Below are 24762 nucleotides of genomic sequence, written 5' to 3' on the forward strand. Positions count from 1 at the left end.
TTACGAGGAACGTCTCGTGCACCCTCTGTGTTCCGTCATCGGTGTCGCTCATACGGGGAAGCCCGTGTACGCCTCCGCGAGATCGGTCTCGGCCGCCTTCGACGAGGTCACACGGTCCAGCTGGGCCAGCTGGATCCTGTCGTCGAAGGCGGTGGCGTCGGGGGCGCGGTGCAGCATGGTCGTCATCGCGTACGAGAACCGTTCCGCCTGCCAGACCCGCCGCAGGCAGTCCCGCGAGTACGTGTCGAGCGCGCCCGCGTCGCCCTTCTCCTGGTACGTGATGAGGGCGCGGGCGAAGGCGACGACGTCGCCGACGGCGAGGTTGAGGCCCTTGGCGCCGGTCGGCGGGACGATGTGCGCCGCGTCCCCGGCGAGGAAGAGCCTGCCGTGCCGCATGGGCTCGTGGACGTACGAGCGCATGGGGGTGACGGACTTGGAGGTGATCGGGCCGCGCTCCAGGCGCCAGGTCGGGTCGTCGACCTCCAGGCGGCGGTCGAGCTCCGCCCAGATCTCGGCGTCGGACCAGCTCTCGGCGTCGGTGTCGGCGGGGACCTGGAGGTACGCGCGCGTGACGTGCGGTGAGCGCATCGACATGAGGGCGAAGCCGCGGTCGGAGCGGTTGTAGATCAGCTCGTCGTGGGAGGGCGCCACGTCGGCGAGGATGCCGAGCCAGGCGTACGGGTAGGTGCGCTCGTACGTCCGCGAGAGCTCCTCGGGGACCGCCTTGCGGGCCACGCCCCAGAAGCCGTCGCAGCCGACCACGTAGTCGCAGTCGAGGGTCCGCTCGCGGCCCTCGTGCCGGAAGCGGACGCGGGGGCCCTCAGTGTCGGCGCCCTCGACCTCCAGCGCCTCCGCCTCGAACAACAGGGGCCCGCCGTCGGCCAGTTGGGCCGCGATCAGGTCCTTGCAGACCTCCGTCTGCGCGTACACCATCACCTGCTTGCCGCCGGTCAGGGCCGGGAAGTCGACGCGGGTGGCGGCGGCGGTCGAAGCGCAGCTCTATGCCGTCGTGCGGCAGGCCCTCGCGGTCCATGCGGGCGCCGACGCCGGCCTCGCGCAGCACGTCCACGGTGCCCTGTTCCAGGATCCCGGCGCGCTGGCGCTGCTCTACGTAGGCGCGATCGCGGCTCTCCAGGACGACCGACTCGATGCCGGCGTTGTGCAGGAGTCTGGCCAGGAGCAGTCCGGCCGGGCCCGCTCCGATGATGCCGACGGTGGTGCGCATACAGGATCCCTCTCGCGTCATTGCGTTCGTTCGCCTGGTGAACTTTCGTTCATCGACTACTGTGCGGATCCTCGCCCCGTACCGGACCGCTGTCAATGGGGTGTCCATGGGGTGTCCATGGGGAGACGGAAAACACGAACACCCCTCACGACGGAGGGGTGTTGAGGAGACGCGACGCGAACCGGAGGAAGAGGTTCGGAGGTGCCCGGAACCGGACTTGAACCGGTACGCCCGCTAAGGGGCAGCGAGGTTTAAGCTCGCCGTGTCTGCATTCCACCATCCGGGCAGGCTGTGGGGCTCCGCGTCGACGCTCCGAGCCTATCCGGCGGCATCCCCCGATCAGCGGAAGTACGACCCCACGTTGTCTTATTTTATTGACGTCTGAGGGTGCATCAGCACGCGTCCTGGCCCAACAGCACCAGCCGGGAGCCCTGTCGCCGCCGGGGGCCGCTTTCCAGGGAATGACGGAATTTCACCGCCGCCTCTCAGGGGTGGGGGTCATCCCCAGGTATGACCCGGGCCCCTCCGCTCCCTCCGAAGTCTCCCCTCGGAACGAGAACTGCGGCTGACTCTCCGGGCCCGATCCGCCGGGACGATGGAACAAGTCCAGCAGTAAGCCCGGAACGACAGGAGCACCCTCCCGTGACCACCACCCCGCTCGCGGGCAGCCGCATCACCAGCACGGCCGCCGCCCGCGCCACGGATCTGTCCAAGATCTACGGACAGGGCGAGACCAAGGTGGTCGCGCTCGACCAGGTCTCCGTCGAGTTCCGGCAGGCCGAGTTCACCGCGATCATGGGCCCTTCGGGTTCCGGCAAGTCGACGCTGATGCACTGCGTCGCGGGCCTGGACACCTTCTCGTCCGGCTCGGTCCGGATCGGTGACACCGAGCTGGGCTCGCTGAAGGACAAGCAGCTCACCAAGCTCCGCCGGGACAAGATCGGCTTCATCTTCCAGGCGTTCAACCTGCTGCCGACGCTGACCGCTCTGGAGAACATCACGCTCCCCATGGACATAGCGGGCCGCAAGCCCGACAAGCAGTGGGTGGAGAACGTGATCCAGATGGTGGGGCTCGCCGGGCGGCTCGGGCACCGGCCCTCGCAGCTGTCCGGCGGTCAGCAGCAGCGGGTCGCGGTGGCGCGGGCGCTCGCCTCCAAGCCGGAGATCATCTTCGGTGACGAGCCGACGGGGAACCTGGACTCGCGGTCCGGGGCGGAGGTGCTGGGCTTTCTGCGGAACTCCGTACGGGAGTTGGGGCAGACGGTGGTGATGGTGACGCACGATCCTGTCGCGGCGGCGTACGCGGACCGGGTGGTGTTCCTGGCCGATGGGCGGATCGTGGACGACATGAGTGATCCGGCGGCGGACTCGGTCCTGGACCGGATGAAGCGGTTCGACGCCAAGGGGCGGACCAGCTGAGCGCCCTCCTCGCTCACGGGGCGCTGCCCCGGACCCCGCGCCTCAAACGCCGGCGGGGCTGAAAGACCGGGGCTCCGCCCCGGACCCCGCTGCTCAATCGCCGCAGAGGCTTTACATCACTCACCCAGGACTGAGTAGACCCATGTTCCGAACCGCCATGCGCAACGTGCTCGCGCACAAGGCGCGTCTGCTGATGACCGTGCTCGCCGTCATGCTCGGCGTCGCCTTCGTCAGCGGCACGCTCGTCTTCACCAACACCATCTCCAGCGCCCTGTCGAAGTCCTCGGCCAAGGGCTTCGACCATGTCGACGTGGCCGTCACCGCTCAGCGGGCCGCGGACAAGGGCAACTCCGTCGGCAAGGAGGCCAAGCTCACCGACGCCACCATCAAGGCGGCGCAGGAGACCCGCGGCGCCGGCTCCGCGTACGGAGTCGTCAGCGGGTACGCCGCCGTCGCCGACCAGAAGGGCAAGCTCGTCGGCGACGGGTTCTCCACCAAGGGCGGCAACTACTGGGGCTCGGACGACGCCCGGTACCCGATCAAGAAGGGCGCCGCCCCGCACGGCGCGAACGAGGTCGCACTCGACGCGAAGACCGCCGAGCGCGCCGGCTACAAGGTCGGCGACCAGGTGCGGATGTCCGTCGACGGGCCCGTCCTCACCCCGACCCTCACCGGCGTCTTCACCACCGACGACGGCAACGTCGCCGCGGGCGGCTCGCTCGCCCTCTTCGACACCACGACCGCGCAGCAGCTCTTCCACAAGCCGGGCTCGTACGACGAGATCGATGTGACGGCCGCCGCCGGGACCAGCCAGGACCAGCTGAAGTCCGCCCTCGACAAGACGCTGCCGAAGGGCCAGACGGAGACCACCACCGCTCAGCAGCTCGCCGACGACCAGGCGGACTCCATCGCCACGTCCATGAGCTCCATGAAGACGATGCTGCTCGTCTTCGCGGGCATCGCGCTGTTCGTCGGCATCTTCATCATCGCGAACACCTTCACGATGCTGGTCGCCCAGCGCACCAAGGAGCTGGCCCTGATGCGGGCCGTCGGCGCCTCGCGGCGTCAGGTCACCCGTTCCGTACTCCTTGAGGCGTTCGTGGTCGGGGCCGTCGCCGCCGTGGCGGGGCTCGCCGTCGGCATCGGGATCGGCGCGGGCCTGCGGGCGCTCATGGGCACGACCGGGGCGATCATCCCGGACGGGCCGCTCGTCGTCTCCCCCGGCACCGTCGTCGCCGCCCTCGTCGTCGGCATCCTGATCACGATGCTGGCCGCCTGGCTGCCGGGCCGCCGCGCCGCGAAGATCCCGCCGGTCGCCGCGATGAACGCGGTGCACGCCGCCCCCACCGCCAAGTCCCTGGTGCTGCGCAACACGCTCGGCGCCCTGGTCTCCGCCGCCGGTGTCGCCGCCGTGCTCTACGCGACGACCATGAGCGGTGACAGCGGTCAGGCCCCGATGGGCCTCGGCGCCGCGCTCCTCGTCATCGGCGTCTTCATCCTCACGCCGCTGCTGTCCCGCCCGCTGATCGCGCTCGCCGCGCCGGTGCTTCGCGCCTTCGGTGTCTCCGGCAAGCTGGCCCGCCTCAACTCGGTGCGCAACCCGCGCCGCACCGCCGCCACCGCATCGGCGCTGATGATCGGCCTGACCCTGATCACCGGCCTCACGGTGATCGCGGGCAGCGTGCAGTCGGCGATCAACAAGATGGCGGCCGACTCCATCAAGGCGGACTACGTCGTCGCGATGGCGAACGGCAACCAGCTCTCCCCCGACGTCGTGCAGACCCTCGACAAGACGCCCGGCGTCACCGCCGTCAGCGGACTGACCAACTCGCCCGCCCGCATCGACGGCGGCACCGAGTACCTGACCGGCGTCAACGGCAGGACGATCAACCAGCTCGCCGAACTCCCCCTGGACAGCGGCAAGTTCACCATCGGCGGCGACAAGGTCGTCGTCGACGACAAGACCGCGAAGGAGAACGGCTGGACCACCGGTTCGACCTTCACCACGCACTACGAGGACGGCAAGCGGCAGAAGCTGACCGTCGCGGGCGTCTACCAGGCCAACGAGATGATGCGCGGCATCATGGTCGACACCCCGACCCTCGCCCCGCACCTCAGCGCGGACTCCGGTGACATGCAGGTCATGCTGAAGACGTCCGGCGGTGCCTCCGACGCCACGAAGGACAAGCTCACCAAGGCGCTCGGCGAGAACCCGGCGATCCAGGTCAAGGACAAGCAGGACATCACCAACCAGGTCGCGCAGGTCTTCACGCTGATGCTGAACATGCTCTACGGCCTGCTCGCCATGGCGGTGATCGTCGCCGTGCTCGGCGTCATCAACACCCTCGCCATGTCGGTCTTCGAGCGTCAGCAGGAGATCGGGATGCTCCGCGCGATCGGCATCGACCGCAAGGGCATCAAGCGGATGGTCCGCCTGGAGTCCCTGGTGATCTCCCTGTTCGGCGGCGTGCTCGGCATCGGGCTGGGCGTGTTCTTCGGCTGGGCGGCCGGTCAGCTCATCGGCAACTCCATGTCGACGTACGAACTGATCCTGCCCTGGGGCCGGATGGGCGTCTTCCTCGCGCTCGCCGCGGTCGTCGGCATCCTGGCGGCCCTCTGGCCGGCCCGCCGCGCGGCCCGCCTGAACATGCTCGCGGCGATCAAGTCCGAGTAGCGGCAAGGGAGTTGCGTGACGCGGGGGCGCCCCCACTGTTCATGGACAGTGGGGGCGCCCCCATGTGCGTACGGGAGTCGCTAGTCGTTCCAGGTGCGGGCCCGCAGCGGCATCCCCGACGCCCCGCTCTCCGGCGTCTTCACCGCGAGGATCTGGTTCACCCCGATGCGGTTGCGCTCGAAGCTCAGCGCGGACGCCGCCATGTACAGCCGCCAGACGCGCGCCCGGCCGGGGCTGACCAGCTTCAGGGCCTCCGGCCAGCGCGCCTCCAGGTTCCTGACCCACTGGCGCAGCGTGAGCGCGTAGTGCTCGCGGATCGCCTCGACGTCCCGCACCTCGAAGCCGGCCCGCTCCAGGAGCCCGGTCGTGGTGCCGACGGGCGCGAGCTCGCCGTCAGGGAAGACGTACGCGTCGATGAACTCGTCGACCTCGTACGCCGATTCGTCGCGCTGCGGCCGCCGGGCGATCTGGTGGTTGAGCAGACGTGCGCCCGGCTTGAGGAGGGCGTAGAGGTCGGATGCGTACTCCAGGTACCGCTCGGCGCCGACGTGCTCGGCCATACCGATGGACGAGATCGCGTCGTACGGGCCGTCGCGCACGTCGCGGTAGTCCTGTACGCGGATCTCGACGCGGTCGGTCAGACCCTCGTCGGCGACCCGCTTCCTGGCGTACGCGGCCTGCTCCTGGGAGAGCGTGACGCCGACGACGCTCACGCCGTACTCGCGGGCGGCGTGGATCGCCATGGAGCCCCAGCCGCAGCCGACGTCGAGCAGCCGCATGCCGGGCTTCAGCTCCAGCTTGCGGGAGATGAGGTCCAGCTTGTCGTGCTGGGCGGATTCGAGGCCGGCCTCGGGCGACTCCCAGTAGGCGCAGGAGTAGACCATGGAGGGGCCGAGGACCAGCTCGTAGAAGTCGTTGCCGACGTCGTAGTGGTGGCTGATGGCCTGCTTGTCGCTGCCCTTGGTGTGCAGGTGGAGACGGCCACCCCTGCGCATTTCCTCGGCGGGCGGGGCGGGCGGCAGAGCGGGCCCGGCGAGCTTCACCAGCTCCTTGGCGGCGGAGCGCACCTCGGGGTCCTTGAGGGCCTGCCGCAGGCTCCTGGGCTCCTCGTCATCGGGGCGCTCCCATATGAGGGCCGCCATCTCGTCGAGGGCCGCGTACAGGTCGCCCTCGACGTCCAGGTCCCCGGCGACCCAGGCCCTGGCGAGGCCCAACTCGCCCGGTTTCCACAGCAGTCGGCGCAGCGCGCGACGGTGTCGGACGACGAGTACGGGGGCATCCGGTGGGCCTGCCTCCGAGCCGTCCCAGGCGCGCAGGCGCACCGGGAGCCGGGTGCCGAACAACTGCTCGGCGAGATTCTTCAGCCGCTGTGCGGCGTCTTGCATGGCCCACACCTCCGTGACAGGGGAAATCCCGGAACGGTTCAACACCACGTAAACACCGACAGGGCGCCTGCGCAGTCCCGTTACCGAGTCACGGATAGGCAAAATACCTGTAGACGCCATCTACATCCGTGCGGGAACGCCGAAGGGGCCGCCCGCACCACGGATGGCGGGCGGCCCCTTCGGGGTGGAGCTATGCGGCGAGGATCAGGAGGCCTTGGCCTTCTCCTCGACCTTCTCGTCCTTCTTCTCGTCGGCCTTCGGCGCCTCGGCGGCCGCGGGCTTCGGAGCCGGCTTGGCGGCCTCGTAGAACTCCTCGCGCGGAGTCTCCAGGGCGCCGAGCGCGGTGATGTCGCGCTTCTGGAACATGTTGATCGTCCACTCGGCGATCACCCGGACCTTGCGGTTCCAGGTCGGCATGGCCAGACCGTGGTAGCCGCGGTGCATGTACCAGGCGAGACGGCCCTTGAGCTTGATCTTCATCTTGCCCATGACGATCATCGCGACGCCCTTGTGCAGGCCGAGACCGGCCACCGCACCCTTGTTGGCGTGCTTGTAGTCGCCCTGCGGGAAGCCCCGCATGCCCGACACCACGTTGTCGCCGAGGACCTTGGCCTGGCGCATGGCGTGCTGGGCGTTCGGCGGGCACCAGGCGTTCGGGTTGCCATTGGCGCGGCCCACGAGGTCCGGAACCTGGGCGTTGTCGCCCGCGGCCCAGATGTAGTCCGTTCCGGCGACCTGGAGGTCGGCGCCGACGTCGACGTGACCACGCGGGCCGAGCGGCAGACCGAAGCGGGACAGCGCCGGGTTCGGCTTGACGCCCGCGGTCCACACGATGGTGTTGGAGTCGACCTCAAGGCCGTTGCTGAGGACGACGTGGCCGTCGACGCAGGACGGCATCGTCGTACCGAGGTAGACCTCGATACCGCGGGACTCCAGGTGCTTCTTGCCGTACAGGCCGAGCTCCGGGCCGACCTCGGGCAGCACCTTGTCGGCGGCGTCGACGAGCACGAAGCGCATGTCCTCGCGCTTCACGTTCTTGTAGAACTTCGCCGCGTCGCGCGCCAGGTCCTCGACCTCGCCGATGGTCTCGGCGCCCGCGAAGCCACCGCCGACGAAGACGAAGGTGAGCGCCTTGCGGCGGATCTCCTCGTCCGTGGTCGACTCGGCCTTGTCGAGCTGCTCAAGCACGTGGTTGCGCAGGCCGACGGCCTCCTCGACACCCTTCATACCGATACCCGCCTCGGCGAGGCCCGGCGTCGGGAAGGTGCGGGAGACCGCGCCGAGCGCGATCACCAGGTAGTCGAAGGGAACCTCGTACGCCTCGCCGACGATCGGCGCGACGGAGGCGACCTTGCGGTCCTGGTCGATGGTCGTGACGCGGCCGGTGAGAATCTCGGCGCCCGGCACAGCGCGTCGCATGGGGACGACGACGTTGCGCGGCGAGATGCTGCCGGCGGCGGTCTCGGGGAGGAAGGGCTGGTACGTCATGTACGAGCGCGGGTCGACGACCGTGACGGTCGCCTCGCCGTAACGCATCTTCTTGAGGATGCGACGCGCCGCGTACAGGCCTACGTACCCACCCCCGACAATGAGGATCCTGGGACGCTCCGTGGTGCTCATGCCATCGAGTATCCACCCGACTGGCGGGGGTCGCTCGTGCGCCCCTTCACAAGCATGTAGGGACCCTCTGCTACACTGCGCCGCCCACGTGACCCATGTCATGACACTCCGGGGGAACCACCGCACCGTCCCAGACGTTGCTCACCCCTCTTGAGCAGCCACGGTGAGCATCTGGCGGTACTGGACCACTCCCGTCCGCAACCGGCACGCAACACCGCGGCAACCTCACGCGAGACCGCCGACGGGACCGCCGCGAGCCCTCGAACGGGCTCGCGGACGCGTAACAGCCACCAAGTGGGCCGAATTCCTTGTGAAGAAGTTCACGAACTTTCCCGACAGGGTGTCGTGGCGGCCCCTGACTCAGGCGATGGACCAGGCGATCCCGTCGAGGATGTCGTGCTCGCTCACGACCACCTCGCGGGCCCCGGTCTCCTCCATGATCAGCCGCAGTACGAGCGCGCCCGACGCGATGACGTCGACCCGGCCGGGGTGGATGACCTGCTTCAACGCGCGCTGGTCGTGCGTGGACGTGACCAGCCAGTCCGTGAGCTCGGCGACCTTGTCGTAGGAGATCCGGGAGTGGTGGATCGCCGTGGAGTCGTACTCGGGGAGGCCGAGGGCGAGCGCGGAGACCGTCGTGACGGAACCGGCGAGGCCGACCAGGGTGCGGGCCTCGTGGATCGGGACGGTGCGCGAGACGTCGGCGAGGGCCGCGGTGATGTCCTCGCGGATCGCCTCGATCTGGGCGGGGGCCGGGGTGTCGGTGACGGTGCCGTCGGCGGCGACGAGGTGGCGTTCTGTCATGCGTACGCAGCCGATGTCGACGGAGCGGGCCGCTCGGACCGTGTCGTCGCCGACGACGAACTCCGTGGAGCCGCCGCCGATGTCGACGACCAGGTAGGGCTTCTCCAGGTCGGCGCGGCCCGTCAGTTCCTTCGTGGCGCCCGTGAAGGAGAACGTCGCCTCCTGGTCGCCCGTGATGACCTCCGGTTCCACGCCCAGGATGTCGAGGACGCCGCGGACGAAGTCCTCGCGGTTCTCCGCGTCGCGGGAGGCGGAGGTCGCCACGAAGCGGAGCTTTTCGGCGCCGTGGTCCTTGATGACCTCGGCGTACTCGCGGCAGGCCGCGAAGGTGCGCTCCAGGGCCTCCGGGGCAAGCCGGCCCGTCTTGTCCACGCCCTGGCCGAGCCGGACGATCGTCATCCGGCGGTCCAGGTCGACGAGTTCGCCGGTGTCCGGGTTCGCGTCGGCGACGAGGAGGCGGATGCTGTTGGTTCCGCAGTCGATGGCGGCGACCGTGGTCATGACGGGTGAGCTCCTGGTGTCGTCGTGCTGGTTACGGGAAGCCGCCGGGGGCGCTGCCCCCGGACCCCCGCGCCTCAATCGCCGGCGGGGCTTGATTCCGGGGTGACGCAGGGGCCCTTGCGCCACCACTCCGGGAGCATCGCGATCGCCTCGTCACCGAGCGGGTTGACGCCGGGGCCCGCGGCCAGGGAGTGGGCGACGAGGACGTGGAGGCACTTCACGCGGTCGGGCATGCCGCCGGCGCTGGGGAAGTTCTCCAGGACCTCGATGGCGTCGCGGCGGGCGATGTAGTCCTCGTGGGCGGCACGGTACTGGCGGGCCAGTTCGGGGTCCGTCTGGAGGCGTTCCGTCATTTCCTTCATGACGCCGTTGGCCTCCAGCGTGCCGATGGCGGAGGCCGCGCGGGGGCACGTCAGGTAGTACGTCGTCGGGAACGGCGTGCCGTCCTCCAGGCGCGGCGCCGTCTCGACGACGTCCGGATTGCCGCAGGGGCAACGGTGCGCGATGGCGCGCAGGCCGCGCGGCGGGCGACCCAGCTGCTCCTTGAACGCGTGGATGTCGGCGTCCGTGGGCGCGGTCGGCTCGGTCTGCGGCGGGGGAGTTTCCATCGCTCGGGTGTTTCCTTCAGTGTTCGTCAGTCGTCGTCCGCCATGTCGGCGTTCGTTAGTTGTCCGTCTGGTCGGCCTTGTCGACGCCGTCCCAGAGGTTGGCGTACCAGGGGCGGTCCTCCGCGCCCTGCTCGGCGCGCTCGGCGGCGGTGCCGCGCTCGTTCGGCACCACGTAACCGGTCTCGCCCGGCATCACCATGTGCAGCCGCTCCCGGATGCGCTGCTCGGCGTACGCGTCGTCCTGCCAGCGGGCCTTCTCGTCCCGCAGCCTGTCGACCCGCTCCTCGGCCTCCTGCTGCTGGCGCCGCAGATCCTCGATCTCGCCGCGCTGGGAGACGTACTGCCTTATGGGGTACGCGAGGGCGACGACCAGGGTGCACAGGACGAGGGCCAGCAGGGCCGCGCGGCCGGTGAGGCGGGAGCGGCGGGCCTGGCGCTTGTTCTGCGAGCGGTAGACGCGCTCGGCGGTCTGCTCGCCGAGGACGCGCAGGCGGGTGGCCGTCGAGAAGCGGTCCTTGGAGTCCCCGCTTCGGACCTTTCCGGGCATCGCCTGCTCCCGCCTCCCCGGCTCACGTACGTACGTCCCCGCACACGGTACGGGACCGGGTGCGGGGACGTACGGAAGTGCCGCGAGGGATCAGCCCTTGAAGCGGGGGAAGGCCGAGCGGCCGGCGTAGACCGCCGCGTCGTCCAGGATCTCCTCGATGCGCAGCAGCTGGTTGTACTTGGCGACGCGCTCGGAGCGGGCCGGGGCGCCGGTCTTGATCTGGCCGCAGTTGGTGGCGACGGCCAGGTCGGCGATCGTCACGTCCTCGGTCTCGCCGGAGCGGTGCGACATCATGCACTTGAAGCCGTTGCGCTGGGCCAGCTCGACGGCGTCCAGGGTCTCGGTCAGCGAACCGATCTGGTTGACCTTGACGAGGAGGGCGTTCGCCGAGTTCTCCTCGATGCCGCGGGCCAGGCGCTCCGGGTTGGTGACGAAGAGGTCGTCGCCGACGAGCTGGACCTTGTCACCGATCTTCTGGGTGATGACGTTCCAGCCGGCCCAGTCGTCCTCGTACAGCGGGTCCTCGATGGAGACCAGCGGGTAGGCCGCCACCAGCTCCTCGTAGTACTCCGTCATCTCGGCGGCGGAGCGCTCCTTGCCCTCGAACTGGTACTTGCCGTCCTTGTAGAACTCGGAGGCGGCGACGTCGAGCGCGAGGGCGATCTGCTGGCCGGGGACGTAACCGGCCTCGGTGATGGCCTCGAGGATCAGGTCCAGGGCCTCGCGGTTCGAGCCCAGGTTCGGGGCGAAGCCGCCCTCGTCGCCCAGGCCGGTGGCCAGGCCCTTGGCCTTCAGGACCTTCTTCAGCGTGTGGTAGACCTCGGCGCCCCAGCGCAGGGCCTCGGAGAAGGACTCCGCGCCGATCGGGGCGATCATGAACTCCTGGATGTCGACGTTGGAGTCCGCGTGGGATCCGCCGTTCAGGATGTTCATCATCGGGACGGGCAGCAGGTGCGCGTTCGGGCCACCGAGGTAGCGGAACAGCGGCAGGTCGGACGCCTCGGAGGCGGCGTGGGCGACGGCGAGGGAGACGCCGAGGATGGCGTTGGCGCCGAGCGAGCCCTTGTTGTCGGTGGCGTCCAGGTCGAACATCGCCTGGTCGATCAGGCGCTGCTCGGTGGCGTCGTAGCCGACGAGCTCCGGGCCGATCTGCTCGATGACGGCGAGGACGGCCTTCTCGACGCCCTTGCCCTGGTAACGGTTCGGGTCACCGTCGCGGAGTTCGATGGCCTCGAAGGCGCCGGTGGAGGCGCCGGACGGGACGGCAGCACGGCCGGTGCTGCCGTCGTCGAGGCCGACCTCGACCTCGACCGTGGGGTTGCCTCGGGAGTCCAGGATTTCCCGGGCTACGACGACGTCGATGGACGGCACGAGCATCTCCTTCTGGGATGTGACGCGGGCGGTGCGGGCGGCTGCTCGGATCCGTGTCGAATCCGTGGGATCCATGGCGGATCCGTGGTCCCGCACCCCTGAGCGTAACCGGCTCGCGCGCATCGGCCATCCGGACGCCCGTCTCGTGGACAACGCCGACAGCGAAATGTTCCTTAACGGAACAAAAACAGCGACCTTCGTCCCGGCTGTGCCGGGGCGAAGGTCGCGGAAGTGAGCGGCCCGTGGGGACGGGGTGCGGCGGGACTCGGCGTCCGCCGATGCCGAGTCCGTGCCTGATGGCCCTGGGAGGGACCCGTGGTCCTGGGAGGGACCTGACGCTTATTAGCTGAGGTGCAGCTGCTGACCCGGGTAGATCAGGTTGGCGTCCTTGACGATGTCCTTGTTCTTCTCGAACAGCTGCTGCCAGGTGGTGCCGTGCGCCTGGGCGATCTTGCTCAGGGTGTCGCCGGACTCGACCTTGTACTCGCCGTCACCCTTGGCGACCTGGTTGCCGGTCGGGGTCGTGACGGTGTCCTGCTTCGGGGCGGCCTGCTGCTTCGGGGCCTCCTGCTTGGGGGCCTCCTGCTGCTGCGGCTGCTGGCGCTGCTCGGAGCGGTCGGCACGCTGCTGCGTGTCCTGCTGCTGGGTGCTCTGGGTGTCCTGCTGCTGCGAGGACGTGTCGGTCGCGCCACCGTCGTTCGGGGTGGAGGACAGGCCCGAGCCGCAGTTCGGCCAGGCGCCGGAGCCCTGGGAGGCGAGGACCTTCTCGCCGACGGCTATCTGCTGGGCCTTGGAGGCCTGGTCCGCGGTGGACGCGTACTGCGTGCCGCCGTAGGCGGACCACGTGGAGGACGAGAACTGGAGGCCACCGTAGAAGCCGTTGCCGGTGTTGGTGGACCAGTTGCCACCGGACTCGCACTGCGCGACCTGGTCCCACTCGGAGGTGGTGGCGGCCGAGGCGGACGTCGCACCCATCAGCGGCACGGCGACCGCGGCAGCGGCGACACCGCCGAGCGTGGCGACACGGACAGCCTTGGACGGGCGACGGTGCTTGTTCTTGGCGGAAAACAGCATGGAGAAATCTCCTCACCGACGCCTGCGAGGTGAGCTGTCGGGTTCGGACCAGTGAGTGTCCGGCTCCGCACCTTGTGCGTCGCTTCACCCCAAGCCCGTTCCGGTCTCCCGGAAGGGCGGCTTACCTGGGTCCCCCGCTCCTGCCTACGGCGCTTACGCGTCGACTGTTCCCGTACGGACGTTGGCAGGATTCGGCGTGACGTCCATCGGGGCCCGCTGAAGCGAGCGGTCACGACCGTAAGCAGTCGATCCGTCCGATTTCAAAGTCGATCAGGGGCTTTGAGACCCATGTCTCACTCGATCAAGATCGGACAAAGCCCCTTCAACCGCCCCGAACTGCCGCTACCTTTTGTCCGATCCGTCCCCAAGATCCAGGCTCTGACCAGGAAGGATGAGGTCTGGGTCGGTACCTACCGTGTCCTTGTTCCGCTCGTAGAGCGCGTCCCAGCCGCCGTGCACGTCCTGAGCCTTCGCGATGTCCCAGAGGTTGTCGCCGGCGCGGACCTCGTACGTGTCTCCGTCGCGCTTGTCGCCGCGCGAGGCGTGACGGCCGTCTCCCGTACGGGAGTCGGAGCGGTCGTCGTCGGGGGCGCGGTCGCCGCGGTGGCGGCCGGAGGAGGGCTCGTCCGAGGGCGAGGGGGGTGCGGTGGGCTCGGCGGTCCCGGTGGTGGAGTCGTCAGTGGGGGCGTGGGACTTGTCACTTGAGGGGGTCGAGGGGGACGGGGACGCCTCCGCCTTGTTACCGGAGGTACCGCCCGAGCCGTCCGAACCGCCCGACCCGTCCGAGCCATCCGAACCGTCGGCCGGGTCGTCAGCCTCGTCGTGACTCTTGTCTCCCGAGTCCGAGTCCGTCGCCTCGGGGGAGCTCGACTTGTCGGCGTCGTCGTCGCCGTCGGTGCCCTTGTCCGACTTGTTGTCGGCATCCGCGTCGGCATCGGCGCCCGGGTCGGTCGACTCGGAGGGCTGCGGTGACGCGGTCACGCCCGGATCGACGTCCGCAGAGTCGTCGTCCTTGGTGAGGTCGGCGGAGAGCGAGCACATCGGCCAGGCGCTGGTCCCCTTGTCGTCGAGAACCTTCTCGGCGACGGCTATCTGCTGCGAGCGGCTGGCCTGGTCGGCACGCGGGGCGTAGTCGAGCCCCCCGTACTGCTCCCATCTCTCCTGCGTGAACTGGAGTCCGCCGTAGTAGCCGTTGCCGGCGTCCAGACTCCACTGCCCGCCGCTCTCGCACTCGGCGAGCTTGTCCCACGCCTGCGTGGTCGCGGCACTCGCGCCGCTCGCGGCGAACAGCGGGATCGCGATGGCGCTGCCGGTGACTCCGGCGGCGACGACGAGAGCAGGGGCCTGGCGGGGGCGACGGTGACGACCGTTCCCGGAGAGCATGCGATTGCCTTTCGCGAGACTGATGCTGCTACGCGCGACGGGTGGTGCGTGGTACGAGTGATGCGGTTGTGCGTGTGTCGCGATGATCCGTGAACGTAGCTGCACTCGAACGTCTGTCACAAGTCGATGCAGCGTAGATCACGTGAAAGTCACAGGTTTGACGGCCCGTCAGCCATGTGCTGCTCTCACGACTGTGAACTGTGCGGCAAATGCGCATAGTTCACAGCAATCCAGGCTCATTACAGGTGATCCGGAAGGGAGGCACGCCGGAGCGCCTGTACGCCGGCTCGCCCCGCGTCTCCGCATGGAGCGCGGCCATGACCGCGGGCCAGGCCCCCTTCTGCCACCAGGACAGCTGACGCTCCCGAATCGCGTTCACCGGCCCCCAGGTGGGTGGCATGTCCTTCCAACTCAGCCCGTGCCGCAGCCGGTGCAACATCCCGTTGAACTGCTCGCGGATGTCGTACTTGCTCGTGAAATGGCGCTTGGTGAAGAAGGGGAGAAGCACATCGAGAACCGTCTGCCACTCCTCACCCGTGGGGGCGGGTGGCACCAGAGTCCCCGTTTTTTCGTGCCACTCACCGACTGGGCACCTGACCCCCTGCTTGTACAGGGCCTCACGCGTCGCGCAATGCACTGCTACGCCGAACGCCTCCAACAGCCCGCACACCTGGTCGGGCCGCAGGGGCGCGGCTCGGGAGGCGCCGGTCGCGATGGCGTCGAGCAGGTCGTCACGCCGCGTGTCGTGCGCCTCCCGCCCGGCGAGCCACTCTGCTGCCACCGCCCGCTGGCGGTGCAGGTCGTCAAGCTCCTCCTGCAAGCGCTCGGCAGCGGCCTGCAGCATGGCCGGAGCGACTCCTGCCGCAAGGTATTCCGGCACCTTGCGCAGCAACAGTTCCTCGTGCCCCTCGATGGCCCGGTCGATCTCCCGCATTCGCCGCTCGTATTGATCCCGCTCCCCGGACACAGCCGCATATCGCTCCCGAACCGCGGCTTCGGCCAGACCCTTGTTGTCACAGAGCAGGACGAACAGTTCGTCCAGGACAGCCGCTTCGATCTCGTCGGCCCGCAGATTGAGTTCGTGACACAGTCCCGTCAGCCGTCCTCGACACCGATACACCCGGCGTTCACCCTCGGTCGCCCCGACGTACGTCTCACCGCACTCCCCGTACAGCCGACCGGAGAGGGCGTAGACACGGTCGCCGCGGCGGCCGTTCTGGAAACCCGTCCTCCGGAGCGCCGCCATCAGTTGCCCGGCCCGCTCACGCGTCAGGATGGGGGGCACGCCGATCCTCACCGGAGCCCCGTGAAGCGGATCGCCACCCTCCGTCCGGCGGGTGGTATTGCGTGAGGCCCCGCGACTCGTCTTCCGGTACACCACGTATCCCTGGTGAATGGTCTCGGCGCTCAGCCGGGCACGAAGGTTCGCCGCTTCCCAGGGCCGACCACTTCGCGTCGGCATTCCCCTCTTGTTGAGCTCGGCCGCCGCCTGGGCGCAGTTCATGTCCTGGTCGATCAACAGCGCGGCCGCGACGCTGATCACCGCCGACTCCCGATCGTCCGTGACGAGAACGGACAGAACCCTGCGTCCGTCGTTGGTGTCCACCATGTCGGAGTCGATTCGGTACCCGTAGGGCGCCGGTCCAGCCGGCCAGCCTCCGTAGGAGATCGTCGATTCGCGGCCCGCGACGGTGCGTTGCCGGATCCGGCGCCATTCCATGTCCGAGTAGGCGACGTGCCGACGAAACTCGGCCCACCCCGCTTCGGTACTCGTATCGATTCCTTCCAGAACCGAGACGAGGTGGACACCCAGGTCCGCCATGTCCCAAGCCCACTGGTACGCGGCTCGGGCCGTCCTTCCCAACCGGTCCACGCTCGAGACGAGGACCCGATCGAAGCTGCCGGAGCGGGCAGCACGCACCAACCGCTCGAGGCCCGGCCGAAGTTCCCCCACCCCCGATACGGCTTCGTCCGTGTACTCACCGACGTATTCGACATCCGGACGGGCGGCGAGCCAGGCCTTGCAATGTTCGCCCTGTTCTTCCAGGCCGGACCCTTCGAGTTGGCCCGATGTCGACACGCGGCGGTACGTGACCACCCTCAGTTGTCCTTCAGCGGCCGTAAACGGGGATGCCACAATGGCCATGTGCAGTCCTCTCGCGACTGTTCCGACCTCGGGGTGGTAGGACACCGCCGAGGCTGTCCGGCCCTGGAGTGCTCGCTCCGGGGCCGGTTCACATCGCTCACGCTACGTGACCACGCACACACGCATGGCGCATTCGGGAATCATCCCCGACTTCCTGTCCGATCCGGCGAATTCACCTCGCGTACAGCCGGACCGAGCATCAGCCGCTCGCCTACGGATCCCGTCGGTCCCCCTGCGGAGCGAAGGACACCGGCAGGCTTCTGAGTCCGCGCATGATCAGGCCTCCGCGCCAGCGCAGCTCTGCTGGGTCCGCCGCGAGTTCCAGGTCGGGGAAGCGCTCCAAGAGGGTCGCCAGGGCGGTACGGGCCTCGAGGCGGGCGAGCGGGGCGCCGAGGCAGTAGTGGATGCCGTGGCCGTAGCCGAGGTGAGGATTGGTGCGACGGTCCAGGTCCAGTACGTCGGGGTGCTCGAAGCGGGCCGGGTCCCGGTTGGCCGCCGCCAGCACCACGAGCACGGGCTCCCCGGTCGCGATGTGCTGCCCGCCGATTTCCATGGGCTGGGTCGCGAAGCGCCACGTGGCGAACTCCACCGGGCCGTCGTAGCGCAGCAGTTCCTCGACCGCCGCGTCCAGGACCGAAGCGTCTCCGCGTGCGGCTGCCGTCCGGAAGTGCCGCATCTGTTCCTGGTCTCTCAGCAGGGCATACGTACCGTTGCCGATCAAGTTGACCGTCGTCTCGAACCCAGCCAGCAGCAGTACGAAGCACATGGCGGCGGCCTCGTTCTCGGTGAGGTGCTCGCCGTGGTCGGAGGCTCGGATCAGGCCGGAGATGAGGTCGTCGGCACCCTCGTTCCCGTCGAGCGCCGCACGCTTGCGGTGGATCAGGTCGGCCAGGTAGTTCCGGATCCGCTTCACCGCCCGCCCGACCCCGCCCCGCGGCCCCCCGCCGTGCCGGATCATCATGCCCGCCCAGTCGCGGAAGTCGTCCTGGTCCTCGCGGGGGACGCCGAGGAGGTCGCAGATGGCGTAGATGGGGAGGGGGAAGGCGAAGTCGTGGATGAGGTCGGCTTCGCCCTTGGTCGCGAAGGCGTCGATGAGGTCGTCCGTCAACTGCTGGACGCGGGGGGCGAATTCGGCGACGCGGCGCGGGGTGAAGGCCTTTGAGACGAGGCGGCGCAGGCGGGTGTGGTCCGGCGGGTCGATGTTGAGGAGGTGGGTCATCAGCTCGGCCTTGCGTTCGCCGGGGATGCCCGTCTTGCCCTTGGCGTGGGACGGACCGTCGTGGTGGTCCGCGTTCTTGCTGAGCCGTTGGTCGGCGAGCGCCTGGCGGGCGTCCGCGTAACGGGTGACCAGCCAGGCCTCGACGCCGCTCGGCAGCGTGGTGCGGTGCACGGGGGCGTGCTCGCGCAGCCAGGCGTAGGAGGGGTAGGGGTTGGTGGCGAACTCGTGGGTGAAGAGTTCGGGCGGGGTGGGCGCGGTGGGCGTCGGGGCGGGGCTTTCGGTCACCCGTCGACGGTATCCGCATGCGGCGGGGTGAGCTGTCCGAGGGCGAGCTGCGCACCGTAGTTGCCCCGGTCGGCGGCCCGCTGCAGCCAGGCCGTCCGCTTCTCCGGGTCCTTGATGCTCAGACCCATCCGGTACGCGGCTTCGGGGTCGCCCCCTTTGTCGCCCCGTTTGTACGCGGCGAACGCGCCCTTGGCGTCACCCTGGCGGTGCTTGAGGATGCCGAGGACTGTGTCGGCCGGGGCGTGCCCCGCGTCGGCGGCCCGCGTGAGGAACTCCTCGGCCTCCTCGTCGTGGCCGCCCTTGTCGCAGAGGAGAACGCCGAGGTAGTACTGCGCCTGGGTACTACCCTTGTCGGACGCGTACCGATACCACGGTTCGGCCTCGTCGACGTTGCCCCAGTCCTGGAGGAGGCCGCCGATGCGCAGGGCGGTCGAGTTGGATCTGCGGTGCTGCCAGGCCGCGAGGTAAAGCTGCATCGCCTCGGACTCCCGGCCGGGGGCACCGGCGATGAGGTCGCCGAGGGCCGCGCCGTGCACAGGCAGCTTCCCAGTCACATCGGTGAGAAGTTCCTCGGCGCGAGCGCGGTAGTACCGACCGAGTCGGATCGCGGCCCAGTTCATGCCCTGGGCCGCAGCCTTCTCCAAGTAGGGGGCAGCCTCGGTCCTGCGGCCGTTCCGGAACAGCGCATGGCCGAGCGCGGACTGGGCGTCCGCCACACCCGCGTCTGCGGCCTGCCGCAGCAGGCGCTCCGCCTCGGGGCCGAAGGGAAGTATCTCGCCCAGCTCGCTGGCGGCCTCGATGTCCCCGGCCTGGGCTCGCGGGCGCAGCACCGCGCCGAGGGCGTCGACTACCGCACGCTCCTCGGGTGAGTCCCGGAGGGTCCATTCGTACACCTCCCGCATTCGGTCCGGGGGTACCGGCTCCCGGGCCGTCCGCAGTTCCCCCGCGACCAGCGCACCGTGCGCCCGCCAGGTGTCCGGTTCATGCCCCGGCACCAGAAAGCCGAACTCTCCGATCCGCGCCCGGGCCGCCCACTGTGTCGTCTCCGGCGCCCCGATCCCCTCGAACAGGTCGAGTGGTACCGCTTTCGCGTACCCGCTCCGCGCCACGTCGAGCGCGGCCCGTACGACCGCGACGCCGTCCGGATCGTCCTTGAGCGCACTGAGCCGCTGCCACTGCTCGTACAGCAGGTGCCCGAGCGCCAGGTACGCGGCCGGGTTGACGCCGTCGGTCCACAGATATGCCTCGTATGCACGCGGATCCTCAGTCCGCGCGGCGAGGCGCGCGAACTCCGACTCGCTCCATTCCCACGAGAGTTCGACCGTCTGGGCGTGGCCGATGACCCGGTCGCCCGGTGTCGAACCGGCCCTGCGCTCGTAGTACGCGTCGACGTCCATCGTGGCGAGAACGCTCACACCGAGCCCCGCGAACCGCCCCAACAGGCTTGGTTCCAGGCCGCGTTCACCGAGGTGCTCCCCGATGTCGTCGAGCCACAGCAGATACCGGCCGGACCTCCCCCTGAGGGCGGCGAGCAGCCCCCGGAGGTCGGCGCCGCGCTCGGGTGCGTAGAACTGGTACCCGTCCATGTGGTGCGCCGCGTGCCAGGCCGTGTGCGAGACACCGGTGACCGGCTTGCCGAGGAGCAGGACAAGGCCGTGCCCGGCGAGCTTCGCGGCGAGTTCGGCGTCGCAGTCGCGCGCGACGTACGGCGGGATGTCGGGCAGGCCCGGGGCCCGGCGGGTGGGGCGCACTCCGAATTCGGCGGGCTGCACCTCATGGACGGGACGCCAGTCCGGGGTGCCGGGGGTGGTCCCGAAGTGCTGGTGGACCGTGCCGATCCGGTCGGACTGGATCACGGAGTGGTGGGTGCCGCCGGTGACGGTGTTGGCGGTTCCGGCGATACCGGGAGTTCCGGAAGTTCCGGGGGGTCCGGAAGTTCCGGGGGGTCCGGTGGTCCCGGTGGTCCCAGCAGTCCCGGCGGTTCTGATCGTGACCAGGGCCGGGGCGCCGGAGTCGGTGGTCGGGGTCGGGGGCGTGGTCGGGGTGATGGCGGAGGCGGTGGGCTCGGGACCGTCGACGTCCGTCGGCGCGGACACGGCCGGGGCCGGGGCCGGGGCCGCGAGTCCCGCCAGTACCGCGCGCAACCAGCCCTCCAGGCGCATGTCGTTGAGCACGGTGCGCAACAGGCTGGCCCGCCACTCGTCCTCGACGGCGGACCAGAGTCGCTCTCCCCGGCGGATGCCGTCCACGTCCGCGTCGAAGGCCAGCTCGGCCCGGTCCGCGTCGCCCGCCTCCCGGTAGAACTCCGTGAACGCGCCACGGACCCGCGGCCAGACACCCGGCAGGTCCGACCGCATCGCGGCCACGATCCTGCTCGCGCCCTCGGCGGCCAACTCCGCCAACTCCCGCTCCACACAAGCCCCCAGACCCGCGAACGACTAGGGGCAACGGTACTAACCTCCCAGCCCCTCGGCGCCACGAACCGCGTCCCGGTACGCCCGCGCGGCGGCCCGCAGCGCCGCCTCCGGGTCGACGCCCTCCGCTTCGGCCCGCAGCGCCAGCGCGAGCAGCTCGTAGCCGATGTTGTCGTCGCCCGCAGGCACCGGCACGTCGAGGCCCGCCGTGCGGACGCGGGAGCCGAGTTTGGCGGTGAGGGCGAGGGCGGGCTGGCCGAGGGGAACGCCGTCGGTGACGGAGGCGCGGCGCTTGGCCTCGCCCTTCTTGCGCAGCCAGATCTCCCGGACCTCCTCCGGGGTGGCGGCGCTCTCGTCCCCGAAGACGTGCGGGTGGCGGTGGATGAGCTTGTCGACGATGCCGCCCGCGACGTCGTCGATGGAGAAGGGCTCGGCGTCCTCGTCGTCCTCGTCCTGGCCGGTGGCCTCCTCCGCGATGCGCGCGTGGAAGACGACCTGGAGCAGTACGTCGCCGAGTTCCTCGCGCAGTTCGTCCCTGTCGTCCGTCTCGATGGCCTCCACCAGTTCGTACGCCTCCTCGATGGCGTACTTGGCGAGGTCCTCGTGGGTGCGCAGCTTCGACCAGGGGCAGGCGTGGCGGATGCGGTCCATGACCTGGACGAGGTCGAGGAGGCGGGCGCCCGGGAGGTCGTACGAGCCGGGGAGCAGTTCGAGGGACGGCATCTGCTCGCGGCCGGATCCGGCGAGCCGCGCCAGGCCGTCCGTGAGCCGCTGGTCCCCCTCCGCCGTGGCGAGCACGACGAGGGTGCGGCCGCCGTCGGCGCAGCGGTCGACGAGCTCACGGGCGGTGGGCGAGGCGACCGTGACCCGGACGCCCGCGTCCTTCAGATACGGCAGTTGCGGGTGCGCGGCGTCGGCGCACAGCACCTCGTCGGCGGTGCGCAGTGTCTCCCACGCCTGCCAGGACAGCAGGCCGGGGGCGACCCGGTGGCTGGTGGTGAGCAGGACGACGCGGCCGGCGGCGGCGCCGGTCCCGGCGGTGGCGGCGGCGGTGGCGTGGGGGTCGAGCGCCTCGGGTTCGTTCACCCCTCGAACGTAACCCAGGCCACTGACAACCACGCCGCCCGCCGGGTGCTACGCGGTCTGTTGCTCCGCGGCCGGTTCCTTCGTGATCTGCTTGAGCCACGGGGTCTTGCCGTCGACCCGGCTGTTCTTCGTGACGTCCCAGGTGCCGTAGCGGGGGTTGAGGTCGACGTTCAGTTCCTTGGAGGCGCCGGAGAGCGCCTTCCAGAAGACGGCCTTGCCCTGCGGGGTCTGCATGTTCGCGCCGAGCGCCGTCGCCAGCTTCTGCGCCTCGATCTCGGTGCGCAGGCTCTCGGTGAGCCGCTTCGGCGGGATGTTGTACTGCTGCAGCCAGGCGACCTCCAACTGCTGGGCGCCGCCCGCCTGTTGTTCCAGGCCGGCCCGCATGCTCTGCATCTCCTTGCGGGTGACGGTGACACCGGCGTCGGTGGCGGCGCGGTGCAGGACGCGGTCGAGCACCATCGTGTGCAGCGTGTTGCGGGTGAGGCCGCCGGTCTTGGCGATGGCCTGTTCGTACTGCGCGGAGTCCTTGATGGCGGTCTGCTGCGCGTCCCGCACCTCGTTCACCCGGCTCTCCAACTGCGAGACGGTGATGCGCTGGCCGCCGACGACGGCCGCGGCACCGGGGTGCGCTTCGCTGCCGCAGGCGGTCAGGACGGGGACCGCGGCGATGGCGGCGGCGGACAGGACGAGCGCGGTGCGGCGGCTACTGGTACGGCGGCTGTCGCGGCGGTGCAAGGTGGCCTCCCTGCGAAGAGTTTGTGCGTCGGTGCACAAAGTCCGGCGTTGATCGATGTTAGGCAGTGACCGCTTGCTAGGCCACCTATTCGACAACGATTCGCCGTGGTTCAGGTACCGGAGGTACTTGAACGGGGGGCGTCAGCCGCGGACCTGGCCCAGCCATTGCAGCGTGCGTCGCACCTCCGCCGGGAACGGGTGCCCGGGGCCGTGCAGCCGCTCGGAGTCGTGCAGCAGGCGGTTCAGCGTGGCGTGGGCCGCTCCCCTGTCGCCCACCGCGAGCAGCAACTGGCCGATGCGGCGGCGTACTTCGAGGGCGAGGCGCTGGTCCGTGGTCGCGTACTGGTTCTCGTAGTACGGGAGGAGGGAGCGGTATTCGGCGAGCGCGGCGGCCGGTTCGCCGAGGGCTTCCAGGCACTGCGCGGCCTCGTAGCGGAACTGGAGGGACTGCGGGTCGGCGTGGCCGGCCTCGGCGGCGCGTTCGTCGGCGAGGCGGCGCAGTTCGGGCAGGGCGCGGCGGTACTGGCCGTCGTCCATGAGTGTGGCCGCGTACTGCTTGCGCAGGGTGCGGACGACGGGTGAGTGCTCGCCGTGCTGGGCGGCGGCCGTGGGCAGGATCGCGCCGAGGATGTCGACGGCCTGCGTGATGCGGCCCTCGCCGAGCAGCACCTTCACCTCGTCGACGGCCCGTGCCACGTCGGGGCGGTCGCCCTGGACGTCGGATCCGGCGGGCTGGGGGGCGGGGGTGACGGCGCGGTCGGGCCAGGGGGCGTGCGGGCGCAGGAAGGGGCGGGTGGGGTCGAGCGGGCGGCCCGTCGGGGCGCCGCGTGCGGGGAGCAGCGGGAGCAGTTCCTCGTACGTCTGCTGGGCGGAGGCCGGGCGGTCCTGCGGGTCCTTGGCGAGCAGGCGCAGGACCAGGTGTTCCAGGGGCTGGGGCACTTCGGGGCGCAGGTGGCGGACCGGGGTGGGGGCTTCGTAGAGGTGGCGGTGGAGGATGCCGAGGGCGGTGGTGCCGGCGAACGGCACGTCTCCGCTGAGGAGTTCGTGCAGCAGTACGCCGAGTGCGTACAGGTCGGTGTACGGGCCGACGGCGCCGCCCATGGCCTGCTCGGGCGCCATGTAGGCGGGGGTGCCGATGGGTGAGCCGGTGTGGGTGAGGCGGGTGGTGTCGGTGTCGAGGACGGAGGCGACGCCGAGGTCGAGGACGGTGAGCGTGCCGTCCTTCTTCACCATGACGTTCCGTGGCTTGAGGTCGCGGTGCACGATCGGCACGGCGTGCACGGCGGAGAGCACGGCGCACAGTTGCGCGGCGATCGCGACGGCCCACTGCCAGGGGAAGGGGCTGTGCTCGGCGAGGTGGTCGGCGAGGTCGGCGCCGTCGATGTACTGCATGACGAGGTAGAGCTCGTCGCCCTCCGCGCCCGCGTCGTGCACGGTGACGAGGCCGGGGTGGTCGACCTGGGCCGTGACCCGGCATTCGCGCAGGAAGCGGTGGCGCAGTTCGTCGGCCTCGGCGCCCGCGACGCGGTCGGGGCGCACCAGTTTCACCGCGACGCGGCGGTCCAGGCGCTGGTCGTACGCCGTCCAGACCTGGCCCATGCCGCCCTGGCCGATGAGCGTGGACAGTTCGTAGCGTCCGGCGACGACGCGGGCGCCGGGCTGAGGCCGGCCGGTCACCGGCCGCCGTCCTGCTTGCGCAGGTAGTCGCTCAGCTCGTCCAGTTCGGCGCGGACCTGGTCGATGCGGTGCGGGGGCGGGGGTGCGGGTGCCGGGGTCGGTGCCGGGGTCGGGGTCGGTGCCTGGTTCTGTGGGGCGGGTGGGGGTGTGGCCATGGTCTGCGTCGGCATCGTGGGCCAGTGCTGCTGCGGGTGTCCGTATGCCGTGGTCGGGGTGGTCGGGGTGGTCGGCGCGTACGGGTTCGGTGGGGGTGCGGTGCTGGTCCTACGGATGTCGTAGACGAGGAAGTAGACGGCGCTGCCGAGCGCGATGAGCAGCAGCAGGGCGAGGGCGACGTCCGTGCGCGTGTCCTCTTCCGGCAGTGAGCCGACGATGCCGAGCAGGGTGACGCTGATCGGCAACGAGGCGATGGCCAGGGCCCAGTCGAGGGGCCTGTGGCGCAGTGACGCGATGCGGAACAGGGGGGCGCACGAGAGCAGGCCGCAGGTGAGCACGGACAGCGCAGGGAACAGCACCCGCAGGGTGATGACCGCGCCGTCGCTCTCGCGTCGGGGCGGCGCCGCGCCGGGCCCATACATGGCAGCTCCTG

At 70.0% G+C, this 24762-nt stretch carries 17 protein-coding genes, 1 tRNA gene, 1 pseudogene and 1 riboswitch; of the genes and pseudogenes, 2 read left to right on the forward strand and 17 right to left on the reverse strand.

The window, feature by feature from the left end; genetic code table 11:
* Positions 1-48 precede the first annotated feature (48 nt).
* Together RBJ65_RS29580 and RBJ65_RS29585 are read right to left on the reverse strand one after the other, a co-directional pair.
* Positions 49-1225, reverse strand: a pseudogene (locus tag RBJ65_RS29580) (4-hydroxybenzoate 3-monooxygenase).
* 202 nt (positions 1226-1427) lie between these two features.
* Positions 1428-1511 (reverse strand) — tRNA-Leu (locus RBJ65_RS29585).
* 356 nt (positions 1512-1867) lie between these two features.
* On the opposite strand from RBJ65_RS29585, the gene RBJ65_RS29590 reads away from it, so the two are divergent.
* Positions 1868-2644 (forward strand): ABC transporter ATP-binding protein, encoded by a 777-nt coding sequence (locus RBJ65_RS29590; protein WP_306323646.1) that lies wholly within the window; start codon positions 1868-1870, stop codon positions 2642-2644.
* Between the two features lie 142 nt (positions 2645-2786).
* Positions 2787-5318, forward strand: a complete 2532-nt coding sequence (locus RBJ65_RS29595; RefSeq protein WP_306323645.1) for an ABC transporter permease — start codon at positions 2787-2789, stop codon at positions 5316-5318.
* Positions 5319-5398: 80 nt separating this feature from the next.
* On the opposite strand, the gene RBJ65_RS29600 is transcribed toward RBJ65_RS29595, so the two are convergent.
* From RBJ65_RS29600 to RBJ65_RS29670, 15 genes are all read right to left on the reverse strand, one after another.
* Positions 5399-6703, reverse strand: coding sequence for a cyclopropane-fatty-acyl-phospholipid synthase family protein (locus RBJ65_RS29600; RefSeq protein WP_306323644.1), 1305 nt, complete (start codon positions 6701-6703; stop codon positions 5399-5401).
* A 204-nt stretch (positions 6704-6907) separates the two neighbouring features.
* Positions 6908-8323, reverse strand: coding sequence for an NAD(P)/FAD-dependent oxidoreductase (locus RBJ65_RS29605; RefSeq protein ID WP_306323643.1), 1416 nt, complete (start codon positions 8321-8323; stop codon positions 6908-6910).
* Positions 8324-8683: 360 nt separating this feature from the next.
* Complete coding sequence (locus RBJ65_RS29610) at positions 8684-9628, reverse strand: Ppx/GppA phosphatase family protein (RefSeq protein ID WP_306323642.1); 945 nt, start codon at positions 9626-9628, stop codon at positions 8684-8686.
* Between the two features lie 74 nt (positions 9629-9702).
* Complete coding sequence (locus RBJ65_RS29615; protein WP_306323641.1) at positions 9703-10236, reverse strand: DUF501 domain-containing protein; 534 nt, start codon at positions 10234-10236, stop codon at positions 9703-9705.
* Positions 10237-10291: 55 nt separating this feature from the next.
* A complete protein-coding gene (locus RBJ65_RS29620; RefSeq protein WP_306323640.1) occupies positions 10292-10783 on the reverse strand; it encodes a septum formation initiator family protein in 492 nt (163 codons plus the stop codon).
* Between the two features lie 90 nt (positions 10784-10873).
* A complete protein-coding gene (eno, locus tag RBJ65_RS29625) occupies positions 10874-12154 on the reverse strand; it encodes a phosphopyruvate hydratase (RefSeq protein ID WP_306323683.1) in 1281 nt (426 codons plus the stop codon).
* Positions 12155-12496: 342 nt separating this feature from the next.
* Positions 12497-13228, reverse strand: coding sequence for a transglycosylase family protein (locus tag RBJ65_RS29630; protein WP_306323639.1), 732 nt, complete (start codon positions 13226-13228; stop codon positions 12497-12499).
* Between the two features lie 4 nt (positions 13229-13232).
* A riboswitch (cyclic di-AMP (ydaO/yuaA leader) is annotated at positions 13233-13390 on the reverse strand.
* Positions 13391-13570: 180 nt separating this feature from the next.
* On the reverse strand, positions 13571-14611 hold the full coding sequence (locus tag RBJ65_RS29635; RefSeq protein ID WP_306323638.1) for a transglycosylase family protein: 1041 nt from the start codon (positions 14609-14611) through the stop codon (positions 13571-13573).
* 220 nt (positions 14612-14831) lie between these two features.
* On the reverse strand, positions 14832-16757 hold the full coding sequence (locus tag RBJ65_RS29640) for a recombinase family protein (protein WP_306323637.1): 1926 nt from the start codon (positions 16755-16757) through the stop codon (positions 14832-14834).
* Between the two features lie 211 nt (positions 16758-16968).
* Positions 16969-18261 carry a cytochrome P450 gene (locus RBJ65_RS29645; RefSeq protein WP_306323636.1) on the reverse strand — a complete coding sequence of 431 codons (1293 nt, stop codon included), beginning with the start codon at positions 18259-18261 and terminating at the stop codon, positions 16969-16971.
* A complete protein-coding gene (locus RBJ65_RS29650; RefSeq protein ID WP_306323635.1) occupies positions 18258-20675 on the reverse strand; it encodes a tetratricopeptide repeat protein in 2418 nt (805 codons plus the stop codon). Before RBJ65_RS29650 ends, RBJ65_RS29645 begins: the two co-directional genes overlap by 4 nt.
* Before the next feature lie 39 nt (positions 20676-20714).
* Positions 20715-21761, reverse strand: a complete 1047-nt coding sequence (locus RBJ65_RS29655) for a nucleoside triphosphate pyrophosphohydrolase (protein ID WP_306323634.1) — start codon at positions 21759-21761, stop codon at positions 20715-20717.
* A 48-nt stretch (positions 21762-21809) separates the two neighbouring features.
* Positions 21810-22496 carry a SurA N-terminal domain-containing protein gene (locus RBJ65_RS29660; RefSeq protein WP_306323633.1) on the reverse strand — a complete coding sequence of 229 codons (687 nt, stop codon included), beginning with the start codon at positions 22494-22496 and terminating at the stop codon, positions 21810-21812.
* A 141-nt stretch (positions 22497-22637) separates the two neighbouring features.
* Positions 22638-24173, reverse strand: a complete 1536-nt coding sequence (locus RBJ65_RS29665) for a serine/threonine-protein kinase (RefSeq protein ID WP_306323632.1) — start codon at positions 24171-24173, stop codon at positions 22638-22640.
* Positions 24170-24751 carry a hypothetical protein gene (locus tag RBJ65_RS29670; RefSeq protein WP_306323631.1) on the reverse strand — a complete coding sequence of 194 codons (582 nt, stop codon included), beginning with the start codon at positions 24749-24751 and terminating at the stop codon, positions 24170-24172. The genes RBJ65_RS29665 and RBJ65_RS29670 overlap by 4 nt, the downstream gene beginning before the upstream one ends.
* Between the last annotated feature and the right edge of the window lie 11 nt (positions 24752-24762).

Source organism: Streptomyces sp. KL109B, assembly GCF_030766935.1.
GTDB lineage: Bacteria > Actinomycetota > Actinomycetes > Streptomycetales > Streptomycetaceae > Streptomyces.